Source organism: Ensifer sp. LBL (assembly GCF_050435225.1).
Lineage (GTDB): Bacteria > Pseudomonadota > Alphaproteobacteria > Rhizobiales > Rhizobiaceae > Ensifer.
The window spans coordinates 528,054-544,474 of the sequence record NZ_JBNDJY010000004.1 but is presented as its reverse complement, the minus strand read 5'-3'; the positions used below and the strand labels follow the sequence as shown (position 1 = coordinate 544,474).

General features: G+C 64.0%; 13 protein-coding genes and 1 other RNA gene. All 14 read right to left on the bottom strand.

Annotation, left to right across the window (positions count from 1 at the left end; translation table 11 throughout):
• Position 1 precedes the first annotated feature (1 nt).
• The 14 genes from murC to OKW20_RS18405 all read right to left on the bottom strand — a co-directional run bounded on the left by murC (position 2) and on the right by OKW20_RS18405 (position 16,217).
• The gene (gene murC, locus OKW20_RS18470; protein WP_192446742.1) at positions 2 to 1,411 is read right to left on the bottom strand and encodes a UDP-N-acetylmuramate--L-alanine ligase; all 1,410 of its coding nucleotides are present in this window, start codon (positions 1,409 to 1,411) and stop codon (positions 2 to 4) included.
• Positions 1,408 to 2,532 carry an undecaprenyldiphospho-muramoylpentapeptide beta-N-acetylglucosaminyltransferase gene (murG, locus tag OKW20_RS18465; RefSeq protein ID WP_429174046.1) on the bottom strand — a complete coding sequence of 375 codons (1,125 nt, stop codon included), beginning with the start codon at positions 2,530 to 2,532 and terminating at the stop codon, positions 1,408 to 1,410. The genes murC and murG overlap by 4 nt, the downstream gene beginning before the upstream one ends.
• A 3-nt stretch (positions 2,533 to 2,535) precedes the next feature.
• Positions 2,536 to 3,690, bottom strand: coding sequence for a putative lipid II flippase FtsW (gene ftsW / locus OKW20_RS18460; protein ID WP_043615892.1), 1,155 nt, complete (start codon positions 3,688 to 3,690; stop codon positions 2,536 to 2,538).
• A 96-nt stretch (positions 3,691 to 3,786) separates the two neighbouring features.
• Positions 3,787 to 5,178 (bottom strand): UDP-N-acetylmuramoyl-L-alanine--D-glutamate ligase, encoded by a 1,392-nt coding sequence (murD, locus tag OKW20_RS18455; RefSeq protein WP_429174044.1) that lies wholly within the window; start codon positions 5,176 to 5,178, stop codon positions 3,787 to 3,789.
• A gap of 7 nt (positions 5,179 to 5,185) precedes the next feature.
• Positions 5,186 to 6,286 (bottom strand): phospho-N-acetylmuramoyl-pentapeptide-transferase, encoded by a 1,101-nt coding sequence (gene mraY, locus OKW20_RS18450; protein ID WP_043615886.1) that lies wholly within the window; start codon positions 6,284 to 6,286, stop codon positions 5,186 to 5,188.
• Positions 6,287 to 6,518: 232 nt separating this feature from the next.
• A complete protein-coding gene (locus OKW20_RS18445) occupies positions 6,519 to 7,973 on the bottom strand; it encodes a UDP-N-acetylmuramoylalanyl-D-glutamyl-2,6-diaminopimelate--D-alanyl-D-alanine ligase (RefSeq protein ID WP_402319116.1) in 1,455 nt (484 codons plus the stop codon).
• Between the two features lies 1 nt (position 7,974).
• Entirely contained in the window at positions 7,975 to 9,438 is a 1,464-nt protein-coding gene (locus tag OKW20_RS18440) for a UDP-N-acetylmuramoyl-L-alanyl-D-glutamate--2,6-diaminopimelate ligase (RefSeq protein WP_429174042.1), read from the bottom strand.
• Positions 9,439 to 9,504: 66 nt separating this feature from the next.
• Positions 9,505 to 11,253: a peptidoglycan D,D-transpeptidase FtsI family protein gene (locus tag OKW20_RS18435; RefSeq protein ID WP_429113249.1), complete on the bottom strand. Its 1,749-nt coding sequence runs from the start codon at positions 11,251 to 11,253 to the stop codon at positions 9,505 to 9,507.
• Positions 11,253 to 11,636, bottom strand: a complete 384-nt coding sequence (gene ftsL / locus OKW20_RS18430; RefSeq protein ID WP_429174040.1) for a cell division protein FtsL — start codon at positions 11,634 to 11,636, stop codon at positions 11,253 to 11,255. The genes OKW20_RS18435 and ftsL overlap by 1 nt, the downstream gene beginning before the upstream one ends.
• A 6-nt stretch (positions 11,637 to 11,642) precedes the next feature.
• Positions 11,643 to 12,668 (bottom strand): 16S rRNA (cytosine(1402)-N(4))-methyltransferase RsmH, encoded by a 1,026-nt coding sequence (rsmH, locus tag OKW20_RS18425; RefSeq protein WP_429113246.1) that lies wholly within the window; start codon positions 12,666 to 12,668, stop codon positions 11,643 to 11,645.
• Between the two features lie 14 nt (positions 12,669 to 12,682).
• On the bottom strand, positions 12,683 to 13,123 hold the full coding sequence (gene mraZ, locus OKW20_RS18420; protein WP_429174038.1) for a division/cell wall cluster transcriptional repressor MraZ: 441 nt from the start codon (positions 13,121 to 13,123) through the stop codon (positions 12,683 to 12,685).
• Positions 13,124 to 13,698: 575 nt separating this feature from the next.
• Positions 13,699 to 14,097: RNase P RNA component class A (gene rnpB / locus OKW20_RS18415), an RNA gene on the bottom strand.
• A gap of 106 nt (positions 14,098 to 14,203) precedes the next feature.
• The gene (locus OKW20_RS18410) at positions 14,204 to 15,394 is read right to left on the bottom strand and encodes an NAD(P)/FAD-dependent oxidoreductase (protein ID WP_043615980.1); all 1,191 of its coding nucleotides are present in this window, start codon (positions 15,392 to 15,394) and stop codon (positions 14,204 to 14,206) included.
• Positions 15,395 to 15,689: 295 nt separating this feature from the next.
• Positions 15,690 to 16,217: a lytic transglycosylase domain-containing protein gene (locus OKW20_RS18405; RefSeq protein WP_043615871.1), complete on the bottom strand. Its 528-nt coding sequence runs from the start codon at positions 16,215 to 16,217 to the stop codon at positions 15,690 to 15,692.
• Positions 16,218 to 16,421 lie beyond the last annotated feature (204 nt).

Here is a 16,421-nt window from a genome sequence, read left to right as displayed (position 1 = left end):
CTCAATTTCCTGAAATATCCGCGAGTTCCTTAGGCAGGGCAGCCGCCCAGTAGGTGATGCTGCCAGCCCCCAAGAGAACCACAAAATCGCCGGGCTGTGCAATCTTGCTGACAACCGGCGCGATTGCTTCCGGACCGGAAACAAAACGGGCGTCGCGGTGGCCGCCTGCCTTGATGCGATCGACCAGCTCTTCCGCCGTAGCCCCCTGGATCGGCTCTTCACCCGCCGCATAGACCGGTGCGATCAGGATCGTGTCGGCATCATTGAAGCAGGCGGAGAACTCCTGGAACAGGCTCGAAAGGCGCGAGTAGCGGTGCGGCTGGTGCACGGCGATGATTCGGCCCTGGCAGGCCTCGCGCGCCGCGCGCAGCACAGCCTTGATCTCAACCGGATGGTGGCCGTAGTCGTCATAGACGCGCACGCCGTTCGTCTCGCCGGTCAGCGTGAAGCGGCGCTTCACACCGCTGAAGGAGGCGAGCCCTCTGGCGATCGCTTCCGGGCTGACGCCGAGGCGCTGCGCAACGGCGATCGCTGCGGTCGCGTTCGATACGTTGTGGCGGCCAGGCATCGGCAGGCGCAGGTCCTTCATCGGGATCACCTGGCCGGTGCGGCGGCGGCGGATCTCGATGTCGAAGACGGAGGTGGCGCCATCCATGCGGATGTTGTGGAAGCGCACGTCGGCCTGCGGGTTTTCGCCGTAGGTGACGACCTTGCGGTCCTCGATCTTGCCGACCATGGTCTGCACTTCCGGATGGTCGAGGCAGAGCACGCCGAAACCGTAGAAGGGCACGTTCTCGACGAATTGGCGGAAGGCCGCGCGCACGGCGTCGAAGTTGCCGTAGTGGTCGAGATGTTCCGGGTCGATGTTGGTGACGATGGCAACGTCGGCCGGCAGCTTCAGGAAGGTGCCGTCGGATTCGTCGGCCTCAACCACCATCCACTCGCCCTCGCCCATGCGGGCGTTGGTGCCATAGGCATTGATGATGCCGCCGTTGATGACGGTCGGGTCGAGCCCGCCGGCTTCCAGCAGCGCTGCGACCATCGAGGTCGTCGTCGTCTTGCCATGCGTGCCGCCGATCGCGATCGCATTGCGGAAGCGCATGAGTTCGGCGAGCATCTCGGCACGGCGCACGACGGGCAGGAATTTTTCGCGCGCCGCGATTAGCTCCGGATTGTCCTTCTTGATCGCGGTCGAGACGACGATCACCTCGGCGTCGCCGAGGTTCTCGGCCTTGTGGCCGACGAAGACTTCGATGCCCTTGGCGCGCAGGCGCTGCACATTGGCACTGTCGGACTGGTCGGACCCCTGGACCTTGTGCCCGAGATTATGCAGCACCTCGGCGATGCCGCTCATGCCGATGCCGCCGATACCGATGAAATGGACCAGCCCGATGGTTTTCGGCATTTTCATGAGCGTGTTTCCCTGAATTTCTCGACTGTCAAACCGCTGGCAATAGCCTCTACGAGGGATGCAAGCAAGCTTGCTGCGTCCGGCTTGCCGGTTTCCCGGGCATTTGCCGCCATATCGGCGAGCGATTGCGGCTTGCCGATCGCATCGTTGAGGATGCCGGCGAGACGGTCGGCCGTGAGTTCGCCTTGAGCGATCACGCGCGCGCCGCCCTTGGCGGCAAGCGCTGCCGCATTGGCCGCCTGGTCGTGGTCTAGCGCATAGGGATAGGGCACCAGGATCGCCGGCCGGCCGATGACCGCAAGCTCGGAAACCGTCGAGGCGCCGGAGCGGCAGATGACGAGTTGGGCGCCGGCGATGCGCTCGGCCATGTCGGTAAAGAAGGGCGAGACTTCGGCCGGTACGCCGAGCTTCTCATAGGTGGCGATCACACCGTCCTTGTCTTCCGGCCGGGCCTGCTGCGTGACCTTGAAGCGCTGGCGAACCTCGTCGTCGAGACGGCACATCGCCTGGGGTACCGCCTTGGAAAAATACTGCGCGCCCTGGCTGCCGCCGAAGACGACAAGATGAAACGGCGCGTCGCCGACAGCCGACGCATAGGGTGTCTTGGCAGCGGCTAGCACCGCCGGGCGAACAGGGTTGCCCGTCGTCACGGTTTTCGCAGCAAAGGCGCCCGTGCCCTCGGGCAGGAAGCCACCGGCGATCGCCTTGACGCGCGAGGCCAGCGCCTTGTTGGCGCGGCCCATGACCGCGTTCTGCTCATGGATGATCGACGGCACACCCATGCCGGTTGCCGCCAGCAGCGGCGGCACGGTCGGGTAGCCACCGAAGCCGACGACGGCCTTGGGCTTCAGCCGGGCAATCAGCTTGCGCGCAGCGCGCATGCCGCTCCACAGCGTCCAGAGCGACTTGACGACACTGACCGGGTTCTTCGAGCCGATTGTCGCCGAGGGCACGACATGCACCTCGTCGGCCGGGAACTTGCCGGCATAGCGTTCGGCGCGGCTATCGGTGACCAGATGCACGGAATAGCCCATGGCCTTCAGCTCGTGGGCCAGCGCTTCTGCCGGAAAGAGATGGCCGCCGGTACCGCCGGCGGCAAGCAGGATGATGCCTTTAGTCATATTTTACTCCGCCGGCACGCCAATGCCGGACCGAAACAGGCTGCGCTCCACGGCGCGCTTCTCCGGGCGGTGACGGGTCAAGGCCAGGATGAAGCCGGCAGTGACGCAGATCGCCACCATGGACGAGCCACCATAGGAGATCAGCGGCAGGGTCATGCCCTTGGCCGGAAGCAGTTCGAGGTTCACGCCGATGTTGATCATCGACTGGATGCCGATCTGAAGCACCAGGCCGGCAACGGCGAACCGGTTGAAGTCGTTACGTTCGCGGAAGGCATGGTTGAGGCCGCGCATCACCAGGAAGGCGAAGATCATGACGATGACCATGCAGAAGACGATGCCGAATTCTTCGGCCGCAACGGAGAAGACGAAGTCGGTGTGGCTGTCCGGAATGATGCGCTTGACGATGCCTTCACCCGGGCCACGGCCGAACCAGTCGCCGCGGATGATCGCCTCGCGCGCCGTGTCCATCTGGAAGGTGTCGCCTTCCCCGGTCAGGAACTTGTCGATACGGGCCGCCACGTGCGGCAGCATCGTATAGGCGACGAAGAAGCCGCCGAGTGCCGCACCTCCAAGCAGGATGATCCAGAGCCAGGGCATGCCGGCCATGAAGAACATGCCGCCCCAGACGGCGGTCGTCAGGATCGTCTGGCCAAGGTCAGGCTGGGCGACAAGCAGGGCGGCCACGATGCCGAAGAGCAGGATGGCGAAGAGATTGCCGGGGATTTCCGGCTGGCGCGCATGCTCCGAGAACAACCAGGCGCAGACGACGACGAAGGCCGGCTTCATGAACTCGGACGGCTGGATCGAAATCCCGCCGAGCGAGATCCAGCGCATCGAGCCCTTCACCTCTTCGCCGATGAAGAGCACCAGCACCATCATGCCGAGCGAACCGGCAAGAAGCAGGATCGCCGCCCGCCGGACCTGGCGTGGCGAGAGGAAGGAAATGCCGACCATCACCACCAGCGACGGCAGGAGGAAGAGCGCGTGACGCCGGACGAAGTGGAAGCTGTCGAGGCCGATGCGCTCGGCAACCGCCGGGCTCGCCGCAAACGACAGCATGAAGCCGACGCCCATCAACAGGATGAAGGTCGCCAGAAAGAACCTGTCGATCGTCCAGAACCAGTCGGCCACGGGGCCACGTTCGGCTCGGCTTACCATCTTGTCAGTCCCCTTCTCCGGCGCCCATCGCGCCCACGTCCGAAATCCCGCACCACCTTCCGCATCGACCGGCACGCCTGCGCGCCGGTCGAGGGATCAAATCAGCATCGTCACGCCTTCGATCGCGCGCACATGGCCGACGAAGGCATCACCGCGTACCTCGAAGTTCTTATACTGGTCGAAGCTTGCGCAAGCCGGTGACAGCATCACCGCCGAACCGCCCGTCTCGTCCCTGCCGGCATCAGCCGCGGCATGCGCCACTGCCTGCTCCAGCGTGCCCGAGATCTCATAGGGCACCGCGTCGCCGAGCGTCGCGGCGAAGGCGGGTGCAGCCTCGCCGATCAGATAGGCCTTGGCGATCTTTGGGAAGAAAGGTGAAAGCGTCGTGATGCCCCCTTCCTTCGGCAGGCCGCCGGCAATCCAGTAGATACGGTCATAGCTCGAAAGCGCAGGCGCCGCCGCATCCGCGTTGGTCGCCTTGCTGTCGTTGACGAAAACCACCGCGCCCTTGCGGCCGACCGGCTGCATGCGGTGCTTGAGACCGGGGAAACTCTTCAGGCCCGCGTGGATTTCCGTAGCGCTGACGCCGACCGCAAGGCAGGCAGCGATGGCCGCTGCCGCGTTCTGGGCGTTGTGACCGCCGCGCAGCGTCTGGATACCGTCGAGATCGACGAACAGGCTGGACGTGCCCCCCTCGGCCGTCAGGATGCGCGAGCCCTCGGCATAAAGGCCGCTTGCCAGCACATGGCGGCGCGAAATGCGCACGGTCTTGGTACCAGCGCGCTCGACGCGATCGGCGATCAGCGCCGAAAAACTGTCGTCGACGCCGACGATCGCCGTGCCGCTGCCGGCAACCAGCCGTTCCTTGATGTCGGCGTAATGCTGCATCGTGCCGTGGCGATCGAGATGATCCGGCGTGAGATTGAGCAGAATGCCTGCGGTCGGGTTCAGCGTCGGCGCCAGATCGATCTGGTAGGACGAGCACTCGACCACGTAGAAGCGTCCGGCCTTCGGCGGGTCAAGCGTCAGCACCGCCGTGCCGATATTGCCGCCGAGCTGGGTGTCGCGGCCGCTTTCTTTGAGGATATGGGCGATCAGCGCCGTCGTCGTCGACTTGCCGTTGGTGCCGGTAATCGCAATGAACGCGCAATCGGGCGCATGCGCCCGGCGCTCGCGCACGAAAAGCTCGACGTCGCCGATGATCTCGACGCCGGCCGCATGAGCGAGCTCCACCGTCCAGTGGGGCTTCGGATGCGTCAGCGGCACGCCGGGCGACAGCACGAAGGCGGCAAAGGCCGCCCAGTCGAGCGTGCGCAGGTCCGCCGTCGGCACGCCTGCGGCGGAAGCCTTCGCGACGCTGTCCGGGTTGTCGTCCCAGGCGGTGACCGCGGCGCCACCGGCGACGAGCGCCTCAGCCGTGGCCAGCCCCGAACCGCCGAGACCGAAGAGAGCGACTTTCCTGCCCTTGAAGGAGGTGACCGGGATCATCGTCCGCTCACCGCAGCTTGAGGGTGGAGAGGCCGACCATCGCCAGGATAACGGCGATGATCCAGAAGCGGATCACGACCTGGCTTTCGGTCCAGCCCTTCTTTTCGAAGTGGTGGTGGATCGGCGCCATCAGGAAGACGCGGCGGCCGGTGCGCTTGAACCAGAAGACCTGGATGATGACCGACAGGGTCTCCATGACGAAAAGGCCGCCGATGATGATCATGACGATCTCGTGCTTGACGGCGACGGCAACGGTGCCGATCAGGCCGCCGAGCGCCAGCGAACCGGTGTCGCCCATGAAGATGGCGGCCGGCGGCGCATTGAACCAGAGGAAGCCGAGACCGGCGCCGATGACGGCGCCGAGAATGACGGCAAGCTCGCCGGTGCCGGGCACGAAATGGATCTGCAGGTAGTTGGCGAAGACGGCGTTACCGGCAAGGTACGCGATCAAGCCGAAGGCGGCAGCGGCGATCATCACAGGCACAATCGCGAGACCGTCGAGACCATCGGTCAGGTTTACGGCATTACCGGCGCCGACGATGACGAAGCCGCCGAACAGCACGAAGAAATAGCCGAGGTTGACGATCAGGTCCTTGAAGAAGGGGAAAGTGACGGAGGAACCGAAGGTGGAGCCGGACGGGCCGCTCGAGAGCGAGGCCTGCATCATGAAGAACACGGCGATCGCCGCGATCACGAACTCGATGCCGAGGCGCGCCTTGCCGGAAAAGCCCTTGTCCGACTGCTTCGTAACCTTGAGGTAATCATCGTAGAAGCCAATGGCGCCGAAGCCGAGCGTGACGAGCAGGGTCGAGACCACGTAGACGCTCGACAGATCGGCCCACAGCAGCGACGAAACGACGATGCCGGCCAGGATCATCAGGCCGCCCATGGTCGGCGTGCCGGCCTTCTTGAAATGCGTCTGCGGCCCGTCGGCGCGGATCGGCTGGCCCTTGCCCTGGCGGATGCGCAGCGAGGCAATCATCGCGGGCCCGAAGAGGAAGACGATCATGGCCGACGTGAAGAGCGCCGCACCGGTGCGGAACGTGATGTAGCGAAAAAGATTGAAAAACTGAAAGTGGTCCGCCAGTTCCACGAGCCAAATGAGCATAAGGGACCTTTCCCCAAAGGTTTCCTGCACAATGATGCAGCAGTTTAAAGTGTTACAGCGAAGCTTTCCCGCCCCGGGAATAGCGCGGCGCCGTAGTATTTCGAAACACGTCCAACAGAATCATCTGAAAAACGATACGCGCTTGCATGAGAAAGTGTTAGGGCGCGCGGCCTAACCTCAAACTGTATCCACCGCGCCATCATGGCGGTGCCGCCGGCTCTTTTATTGCCCGCTATCCCTCGGCTTCGGATCCCTCGGCCGCGTATTCCTCGGCTTGCGCCGCCGGATAGGTGTCGATCAACGCCTGCACGATCTTGGCGCAGCCGGTCCCCTTGGATGACTTGACCATGACGACGTCGCCCGGTGCGACAGCGGCCAGCGCGTAGGCTTTGAGGTCCTCGACGCTCTCGCGGTAAACAACCGAAACTTCGGGCGGCAGCGCGTCGCGCAGGTGCGCCATCAGCGGCCCGGCGAGCCAGACGTCGGTGATGCCGGCTTCGATGAGCGGACGGGCAAGTGCCGCATGCACCTCGGCCGCGTGTTCGCCCATTTCCAGCATGTCGCCGAGCACGGCAACGCGACGGCCGCCGACCGGCGGCTCGCTGTCGCGCAGCAGCGAAATCGCCGCCCGCATCGAGCTCGGATTGGCGTTGTAGCTCTCGTCGATCAGCTTCAGCGTACCGCTGCCGATGACAAGCGTATGGCGCCGGCCCCTGCCCGTTTCGGCCTGCATGGTTGCAAGCGCCGAAGCCGCATAGTCGAGATCACCGCCGGCAAGCTTGACCGCTGCCAGAACCGCAACCGCGTTTTCGGCAATGTGACGCCCGGGGGCACCGATCGCGACTTCGAGCGTGCGACCACCGATGCCGGCCCAGAGGATCGAACCTTCCGCACCGCCGCTGAATTCGACGAGCCGGAATTCGGCCTTAGGGTTCGCGCCGAAGGAATGGATATGGCTGACGCCGGCTGCAGCCGCAGCGTCTTCGAGCAGCTTGTATTGCGGGCTGTCGTGAATGATCAGCGCGTGGCCGCCATTGACGACGCCTTCGAAGATCTCGGCCTTTGCTTCAGCGATCTGGTCGAGGCTCTCGAAATTGCCGAGATGGGCGGCGGCGATGCTGGTGACGATGGCCACGTGCGGGCGCACCATGGCGGTCAGCGGCCTGATCTCGCCCGGATGGTTCATGCCGATTTCGAAGACGCCGAAATCGGTGGCCTCGGGCATGCGTGCAAGCGTCAGCGGCACGCCCCAGTGATTGTTGAAGGAGGCGACCGACGCATGCACGCGGCCCTGCGGCTGCAGCACGTGGCGCAGCATCTCCTTGGTGGTCGTCTTGCCGACCGAACCGGTGACGGCGATGATCTTGGCGGCGCTACGGTCGCGCGCGGCGCATCCAAGCCGGATCATCGCCTCGAGCACGTCGTCGACGACGATCATCGGCGCATTCAGCCGTCCGAGCGCCGGCAGCTTGCCTTCGCTGACGACCAGCACCGCGGCGCCATTGGCAAGCGCAATGCCCGCATAGTCGTGGCCATCCACGCGATCGCCCTTGATCGCGAAGAAAGCTTCGCCCTTGCCGATCGAGCGGCTGTCGATGGAGATCCCCGAGATGCCTTCAGGCAGATTGCCGACCGGCCGGCCGTTCATGGCGGCCAGGAGATCGCTGCTTGTCCAGAGCCAGTTCAAATCACAAGCCTCCCAATGCCTTGCGGACCTCCGCATGATCCGAGAAGGGCAGCGTGACGGAGCCGATCGTCTGCCCCTCCTCGTGCCCCTTGCCGGCGACGATCAGCGTGTCGCCGGTCTTCAGCATGCCGACCGCCGTGCGGATCGCCGTGGCGCGGTCGCCGATTTCGATCGCGCCCTTGGCCGCAGCCATGATTTCGGCGCGGATCACATCCGGCACTTCAGAGCGCGGATTGTCGTCGGTGACGATCGTCACGTCAGCAAGCCGGGTGGCGATTTCGCCCATGATCGGGCGCTTGCCCTTGTCACGGTCACCGCCGCAGCCGAAGACCACGACGACGCGGCCGGTCGTGAACGGGCGCACCGAGGCGAGCACGTTTTCGAGCGCATCCGGCTTGTGGGCGTAGTCGACATAGGCGAGCGCGCCGTCCCGGGTCTGGCCGACCAGTTCGAGACGACCGGAGGCACCCTGCAGCTTTTCAAGCGCGGAGAAGGCCGCCTTGGCGCTGATGCCGGTGGACATCGCAAGGCCTGCCGCAACGAGCGCATTGGCGACCTGGAAGTCGCCGGCCAGCGGAATGTGGATTTCGAAGATGTCGTCGCCGACATGCACTTCGGCCGACTGCTTGTGGCGGAAATGTTCGACCCGCTTCAGCGAGATATAATCGCCCTTGCGGCCAACGGTGCGCACGTCGAGCTTGGCCTTGCGGGCGGCCGCAATCGCCTGGTCCGACCATTGGTCGTCGGCAAAGATCACCGCCGGCGCGCCCTTCGGCAACAGCGCCTCGAACAGCCGCATCTTGGAGGCCATGTAGTGCTCCACCGTCGGGTGGTAGTCCATGTGGTCGCGGCCAAGATTGGTGAAGGCGGCAGCCGCAAGGCGCACGCCGTCGAGCCGGCTCTGGTCGAGACCGTGGCTGGAGGCCTCCATCGCCGCATGGGTGACGCCTGCATCGGCAAGTTCGGCGAGCAGCTTGTGCAGCGACACCGGATCGGGCGTCGTCAGCGAACCGTAATCGTTACGCCCCGGCGCGATGACGCCGGTCGTGCCGATCATCGCGGCTGCAAGACCAGAATGGGCCCAGATCTGGCGGGTAAACGAGGCGACCGAGGTCTTGCCGGCGGTCCCGGTGACGGCGACCATGGTATCGGGCTGGCGGCCATAGAAGGCAGCGGCAGCGCGGGCGAGAAAGGCGCGGGGTTCGGAAAGCTTGAGCACCGGCGCCGCCGAGGCGTCGACGTCAGAGCCCGTTTCGGTGACGACGGCGACCGCGCCGCGCTTCAGGGCGTCGGCGACATAGGTGCTGCCATTGGCCTTGCTGCCGGAAACGGCGACGAAGAGATCCCCTGGCTGAACCTGCCGGCTATCGGCCGTCAGTCCGGCAACGTCGATATCGGCGGCAGCGCCGCTCAATTGCGCCGAAAGTTCCGGGAAGTTCGATCCCGCCAGGTCTTTGATCTTCATGAACGCACGTCTCGCATCGATTTCGATCCGCAAGAATCGCGAATCGTCCGCTTTCTCATTTCATGTCTAATAAGACACAAGCAAGGCAGAACCGTCTTCTCCAAACTTTGGTTCGACCCCAAGCAGCGGCGCAGAGCGGCTGATGATGTCACGAACCATGGGAGCCGCGTTCGAGCCTGCGGTGCGCCCGCCACCTTCGCCGGTCTTCGGCGCGTCGATGAAGGTCAGCACGATGTATTTCGGGTTGTCGATCGGGAAGGCCGCGAGGAAGGCGTTGAAGTTCTGGTCGCTGGCATAGCGGCCGTTGACCACCTTGTCGGCCGTACCGGTCTTGCCGCCGACGTTGAAGCCCGGAACCAGCGCGCGCTTGCCGGAGCCGGCAATGCCGTTCCAGCGCAGCAGGAAACGCATGTCGTCGCTGGTGCTCTTCTTGACCACCGGCGTGGCGACCGCGTCGGCCTGCTCTTCGGTGCGCGGCAGGAAGGTCGGCTCGATGAGCTTGCCGCCGTTGACGAGTGCGGCACCCGCGACCGCCGTCTGCAGAGGCGTCGTCGAGACGCCGTGACCGAAGGAGATGGTGACCGAGTTGATCTTCTTCCATTCGCGCGGCTGCGTCGGGGATTTCACTTCCGGCAGTTCGGTCGGCAGTTTCGAAAGCAGGCCGAGGCGCGTCAGGAATTCCTTGTGGCCGGGGATGCCGACGAGGTCGGCGATCTTCGCGGTGCCGATGTTCGACGAGTACTGGAAGATTTCCGGAACGGTCAGAACGCGGCGCTTGCCGTGGAAGTCCTTGATGGTGAAGCCGCCGATGCGGATCGGCGCCGAGGCGTCGAAACTGTCGTTCAGCGTCACCTTGCCGGAATCGAGCCCCATGGCGATGGTGAAGGTCTTGAAGGTGGAGCCCATCTCGAACGTGCCGTTCGACATGCGGTTCATCCAGCCCTCTTCCGCCCCTTCGGCCGGCTTGTTCGGGTCGTAGTCGGGTACCGACGCCATGGCCAGCACTTCGCCGGTGTGCACGTCGAGCACGACGGCGCCGGCAGCGAGCGCCTGGTAGTTCTTCATGCCGGCATCGATGACGTCCCGCACGATGTTCTGCACGCGCACGTCGATCGAGAGCTTCACCGGCTCGAGCTTGGCGTCGCTGGTCATGCCGATCGCGGCAAGGTCGGCCAGCCCCTGGCTGTCGATGTAGCGCTCCATGCCGGCAACGCCGCGGTTGTCGATGTTGACGTGGCCGAGGATATGCGCGGCGGTGTGGCCGCCGGGATAGAAGCGGCGCTTTTCGGGACGGAAGCCGACGCCGGGAATGCCGAGCGCCAGGATCTCCGACTGCTGCTTCGGGGTCAGCTGGCGACGCAGCCATTGAAAGCGCGATTTCGACTTCAGCTTGTTGTAGATTTCGCGGCTATTGATGTCGGGCAGCACCGTCGCCAGCCGCTCGACCGCCTCGTCGGCGTCGACGATCTTGTGCGGCTCGGCATAGAGCGAGACGGTGCGGATGTCGGTCGCGAGGATCTCGCCGTTGCGGTCGAGAATGTCGGGGCGCGACGCCATCAGGTTGTCGGCCCGGCCGATGCTGGAAACGGTCTCGGGCGCCGCCATGCCGTATTGCACCAGGCGGCCGCCGATGACGGCATAGACGATACCGAAGCTGCAGATCACGATGGCGACGCGGTTCTTCGCCTGGTTCGTGGTCTTCTTGCGTGTCCCCTGGAAGGTGACGTTGACGCCGCTTTCGGCCGGTCGGTTGTTGCCGCCCGCCGAGAAGTGCGCCTTGCTTTTCAACACCATGATGCGGGAGAGAAACGACATCAGCGCGCCACCGAGCCAGTTGCGATCTTATCGGTCTTTTCGATGATGGCAGCGATGCCATCCTTGGCTGACTTGTCCTCGGGCACGGGCAGATCGGCCTTCAGCATCGGCAGTTCCTGCGGCTGGGCGAGCTGCGTCGAGGGGGTCGGCACGAGCTGCAGGTCGGCTCCGAAGGCGCCGACGAGGCGCTCAAGCCGGTTCGGCTGGGTCAGAAGCGCCCAGTCGGCCCGAAGCAGGTCGATCGTGTCTTCCTCGAGCTTGATCGCCACGTCGAGCCTGCGGACTTCCTCAAGCTTGTTTTCGGCGCGATGCTTGATCGTGTAGGTCACCGTGGCCGCGGCCGTCATGACGACGATCAGAACGATATCGAACGTTCGAAGCATGTCTTGTCAGCCCCCCAGCCGTGCAAGGCTTGCCAGTTCCGGCAGATTGAAAATGGACAGATCGTTTCCCGGCGACTGAGCCTCAGTGCGGATACCGGCGCGCAGCTTGGCGGAGCGCGCACGCGGATTGAGGGACGCTTCTTCCTCGCTGGCCGACACCATAGGCTTGCCAACTGGCGTGAAGGTTGCCGCCCGCGCCGAAACCATCGGCAGGTGGCGCGAACCGCTGGCCTTGCCGGAGCGGTCCTGGAAGAAGGCCTTGACGATGCGGTCTTCGAGCGAATGGAAGGTAACGACAACGAGGCGGCCGCCCGGTTTCAGCGCCTTCTCGGCCGCAAACAGCGCCTCGGCCAGTTCGCCGAGCTCGTCGTTGACGAAGATGCGCAGCGCCTGGAAGACGCGGGTCGCCGGATGAATCTTGTCCTTGGCCTTGCGCGGCGTCACCACCTCGATCAGGCCGGCAAGGTCGCGGGTCGTTTCGAAGGGCTGTTCGGCCCGGCGCTTCTCGATGGCGCGGGCGATGCGGCCCGCCTGCTTTTCTTCACCGAGAAAACCGAAGATGCGGATGAGGTCGGAGACCTTGGCGCGGTTGACGACATCGGCCGCCGAAACCCCCGAAGCTGACATGCGCATGTCGAGCGGCCCCTTCTTCTGGAAGGAGAAGCCGCGCTCAGCCTCGTCGATCTGCATGGAGGAAACGCCGATATCGAGCACAACGCCATCAAGCCCGCCCTCGGGCGCCTGGGCGGCAAGGTCGGAGAATTGCGCATGAATAAGCTTCAGCCGACCGCCCCACTCGGCGACCTGCGCCTGGCCGGCGGCAATCGCCGTCGGGTCGCGGTCGAGCGCGATCACGTCGGCACCGGCTTTCAGGATTGCGGAGCTGTAACCACCGGCACCGAAGGTGCCATCGAGGATCACCTTGCCGGGCGCCGGCTCAAGGGCCGCCAGAACTTCCGGCAAGAGAACGGGAATGTGACGAACCGATCCGCCTTCGGCTTCAGAAATACCTCCGCCTTGATCCGTCACCATTCCCTCTCTCCATTCTATTCTGGACGCAACCCCCGTGACTTGCGCCCTTCCCGGGCCGCCGCCTGCGCCTTTTGAAAGGCCTGCGGCTCCCAGAGCTGAAAATAATCGCCCCGCCCGACGAACATCACGTCGGTCGAGATGCCGGTGAAGTCGCGGATAAAATCCGTCATCATCAACCGACCTTCCGGATCGAGCTTCACAAAGACCCCGCCGCCGTGAACCAGCAGCGACATCTCGTTGGCCTCCGGGGAAAAAGGATCCTCGGCCGCCATCTGCTTCTCGAACCGATCCAGGAGCTCCGGCCCACCGACGCTGACCGCCGGAAAGACGAAATCCTGAAAACAGTATAGCTCCCGAACGCCCCCATCCGACAGCACGGAGCGAAACACCGAGGGAACGGAGACCCGCCCCTTCGCATCGATCCGATTGGTGGCATGTGACAAGAAGCGGTTCATAACGCGAAACGGCCGCCCAAGACTGACGGGCCACGATCATCGACCCGCGAGAACACGTCACTCCGCACGCAAAACAGCCCCGCCGAACAGTGGAATGTCCGACCACCCTCCGAAGCCGGAAGGCATTGGATTCTTGCGATTTTGGGCCGCGAAGCAGCCCCTGCGCAGTGCCATTATGGGATATCATGGGACCATATGGGCGTCAATGGGAATGGATCGTAAACAGCCGCCGGGCTGATCAAATATTGATAGGTTGTTAAGTTTAACGAAGGGTTACGAAGAGACCCCCACCGTGCGGGAATGCGACGGTCGAACGGCTTCAAATCGTTGAAAAATCAGAATGTGAGAAAAAGCGCAGACACACCGTTGCGCAGAGGCGCTTGCGCGTCATCGCAAGAGAAGAATGCACGGCGGCAACGACAAAACCGCCTAAACCTGCACCGCTGCCGGCCGCAAAAATGGCATGCGGATCAGCCCGATTTGCAAGGCGCGATCCGCGCGCTCTGAACCGTTCGGCCCGCATTGAGAGGAGAGAGAGAGAGAGAGAGAGAGAGAGAGAGAGAGAGAGAGAGAAAATCGCCAGTTGGCCTGTAAGCCGGGTTCTGTATGGCCCCGCCACCGAAGGCAACGGAACGTGGCAGCCATTCATCTGGGACTACGTTTGCACGCAGCCTCTTGCAACCCACCCGGATGACTGGCCCGGAAACAGGCTGGGCGCTTGCGCGTCCGCGTCATCCCTATTCGGTCTTGCTCCCGGTGGGGTTTGCCGTGCCGTCCATGTCGCCATGTCCGCGGTGGGCTCTTACCCCACCCTTTCACCCTTACTCCGCAAGCGGAGCGGTTTGCTTTCTGTGGCACTTTCCCTGAGGTCACCCTCGCCGGACGTTATCCGGCACCGTGCTTCCGTGGAGCCCGGACTTTCCTCCCCCCGCGGCCTTTCGGCACTTGCGGAGAGCGGCTGCCCGGCCAACTGGCAGGCGCTCCTTAACGCAAGCCCCCGCCCGGCGCCAGAAAAAACGGCAGGGTTTCGAAAGCCACCAACAGGCAGATCGGCTGGAGCCTGGCGGATGCCGCCTTCGCCTAACGGAACGCCACCGCGAAATCGGCGTCATATTCGGGCTCATCGATCCGGCCGTTTTGCACGAGGACAGCGCCGAGCCTGCCGATTTCATCGGAGCTTTTTGCCGCCTGGCCGTTACCGCCGGTGACGACAGCGATTCGGTCGCTCTCGGCAAAACCGATATAGGGCAGGCCATGCCGGGTGAACGAGGTGACGCAGGGCGAAAAATGAGTGGAGGCCGGCTTGAAAGCGGGCATCACCTCGGCCAGCAGCCGACGCAGATGCTCGGCTGCGGCGGCACCGCCAGGCCCGCGGAACCAGTGCCGTATCGCCGGCTCATCATCAAGCGTTCTATCGCTCGGATCGCCGCCGATTTTGATGTAGGTCTTGCCGTCGGCATAGCCGACCGGCGGCAACAGGTAGTAGCTCTTCTCCTGCTCTGGCGCCGCACCGATCAGCGAAGGCATGCCCTCGAAGTCAGGCAGCTCGCTCGCCGCCACCTCGGCGAACAGCACCGTGCGGGCCTTCACCGTCAGGTCGATCGGCCGCGGCAGCAGCGTGTTGGAAAGCGAGAAGCCACCGGCCGCGACGATGACCCGCGGCGCCGTCAGCCGATCGCCCTTGAGCGTGGTAACGATCACCCGCCCGGCGGTTTCTGCGATGGAGCGAACCTCGTCGCGCACGATCCGCGCGCCGGCCCTCTCGGCGCAGACGACCTGTGCGGCAACGAGCGCACGCGGATTGACGTAACCGGCGCCAAGGCGCTCGTAAACGCCGGCCGCCCCCTCTGGAAAACGGAACCAGGGAAAACGCTGCGACAGCGTCTCGCGGTCGTAGAGCGGAGCCTCGACGCCGAGCGCATCCCGTGCCCTCTCCACCTGCTCGATATAGTCGTAGCTCGATCCCGGCGCCGGCCCGGCCATCAGGCAGCCGACCTCATGATAGAACCGGATGCCGCTCTCGCGCTCGATCTCGTCGTAGCGCTCGATCGAGCGCCGGGCAAGGCGCGCCCAGACGGGATCGTCGTCGATGGTGCGGGTGATGCGGGCATTGTCGTAATGGCTGGAAAAGACGCCGGAATGGCTGGCCCAGTCGCTCGGTTCGTCCGGGCCGACGAGCGCAACGTTCGCCCCCGACAGCGCCAGGTGCCGGGCAGCAGCCGCGCCCATCATGCCCTTGCCGACGACAATGAAATCAAAGCTTTCCGACATGCCCATCCCCGCTCCGCTGACACGGGAAGGAGGTAGCATATCGGCGCCGACAGGACACCACCACTCAAGGATTTAATTGGTGCGCCGGAACGCGAGACCTGTCCGGCTGGAGCATCCGCCATGGCCGCGTGGCCGGCGGATGATGCTCTCTCGTCGCGCGGGCAAATGCATCACCCACGCTTGTCTGTCGATCGACCGGGGCGCCCGCTCTCAAGTGGAACCACCGAGGCGAAAAGATGCTCTGGTCTGAGAACGCCTGTGCGTTCTTCGTGCGCCCAGTGGAACGCGCGGTGTTCTAGTCGATGATGTCCTGGACCTTGCCGCAATAGCGCTTGGAAACCGGGTTCATGCGCTTGGCGCCATGGCCGGCATTGTACTTCAGGATCGTGCCACAGGTGGTGCCGCCCGACAGCTCGTGCGCCATGGCGAGATACTTCATGCCGAACTTGATGTTGGTTTCCGGATCGTAGAGACCCTTGGAGGAACCGGAATAGCCCATCATGCGCGCCGTGGCGGGCTTGATCTGCATCAGGCCGATTTCGCCGGCGCTGCCGCGTGCCTTGGGATTGAAATTGCTTTCGACCTTGACGACCGCATGCGCCAGATCGACGGGTACGCCGTACTGCTTCGCATAGCTCTTGATGAGGGCTGAATACTGAACGTTCTTGGGAAGGTCCGGTTTCGGGAAGCCTGTGGTCCGGGTGACGGACGGGATGGAAGAGGTCTTGATGGTCTTGTCGACATTCCCCGCATACGACGTACCCATCCCGGCGAAGGACATGCCAAGGCATGCCGCCACCGCAGCAACAGACGATATTCTCATGTAGTTTGAATTCTCCGGTCTGGGGATTGGACCGAAGCGCACCCCGCTTCGAGCCTCACGTCCCGATCGTTTCATTCACAGGAAGTGAGCGTTGCGCCCTGAAGCTCCTGCAGTTTCAATGAGCGGGAAATGAACGGCGCATCATGGTAAACATGTGGCAAAGCTAAAAAAACATGCCACGAACATCCGCAAAACTGACTTCAG

Excerpts from the sequence above, each read along its gene's own strand:
- murC (WP_192446742.1), bottom strand. The coding sequence starts at position 1,411 with ATGAAAATGCCGAAAACCATCGGGCTGGTCCATTTCATCGGTATCGGC.
- murG (WP_429174046.1), bottom strand. The coding sequence starts at position 2,532 with ATGACTAAAGGCATCATCCTGCTTGCCGCCGGCGGTACCGGCGGCCAT.
- ftsW (WP_043615892.1), bottom strand. The coding sequence starts at position 3,690 with ATGGTAAGCCGAGCCGAACGTGGCCCCGTGGCCGACTGGTTCTGGACG.
- murD (WP_429174044.1), bottom strand. The coding sequence starts at position 5,178 with ATGATCCCGGTCACCTCCTTCAAGGGCAGGAAAGTCGCTCTCTTCGGT.
- mraY (WP_043615886.1), bottom strand. The coding sequence starts at position 6,286 with ATGCTCATTTGGCTCGTGGAACTGGCGGACCACTTTCAGTTTTTCAAT.
- OKW20_RS18440 (WP_429174042.1), bottom strand. The coding sequence starts at position 9,438 with ATGAAGATCAAAGACCTGGCGGGATCGAACTTCCCGGAACTTTCGGCG.
- OKW20_RS18435 (WP_429113249.1), bottom strand. The coding sequence starts at position 11,253 with ATGTCGTTTCTCTCCCGCATCATGGTGTTGAAAAGCAAGGCGCACTTC.
- ftsL (WP_429174040.1), bottom strand. The coding sequence starts at position 11,636 with ATGCTTCGAACGTTCGATATCGTTCTGATCGTCGTCATGACGGCCGCG.
- rsmH (WP_429113246.1), bottom strand. The coding sequence starts at position 12,668 with ATGGTGACGGATCAAGGCGGAGGTATTTCTGAAGCCGAAGGCGGATCG.
- mraZ (WP_429174038.1), bottom strand. The coding sequence starts at position 13,123 with ATGAACCGCTTCTTGTCACATGCCACCAATCGGATCGATGCGAAGGGG.
- OKW20_RS18410 (WP_043615980.1), bottom strand. The coding sequence starts at position 15,394 with ATGTCGGAAAGCTTTGATTTCATTGTCGTCGGCAAGGGCATGATGGGC.
- OKW20_RS18405 (WP_043615871.1), bottom strand. The coding sequence starts at position 16,217 with ATGAGAATATCGTCTGTTGCTGCGGTGGCGGCATGCCTTGGCATGTCC.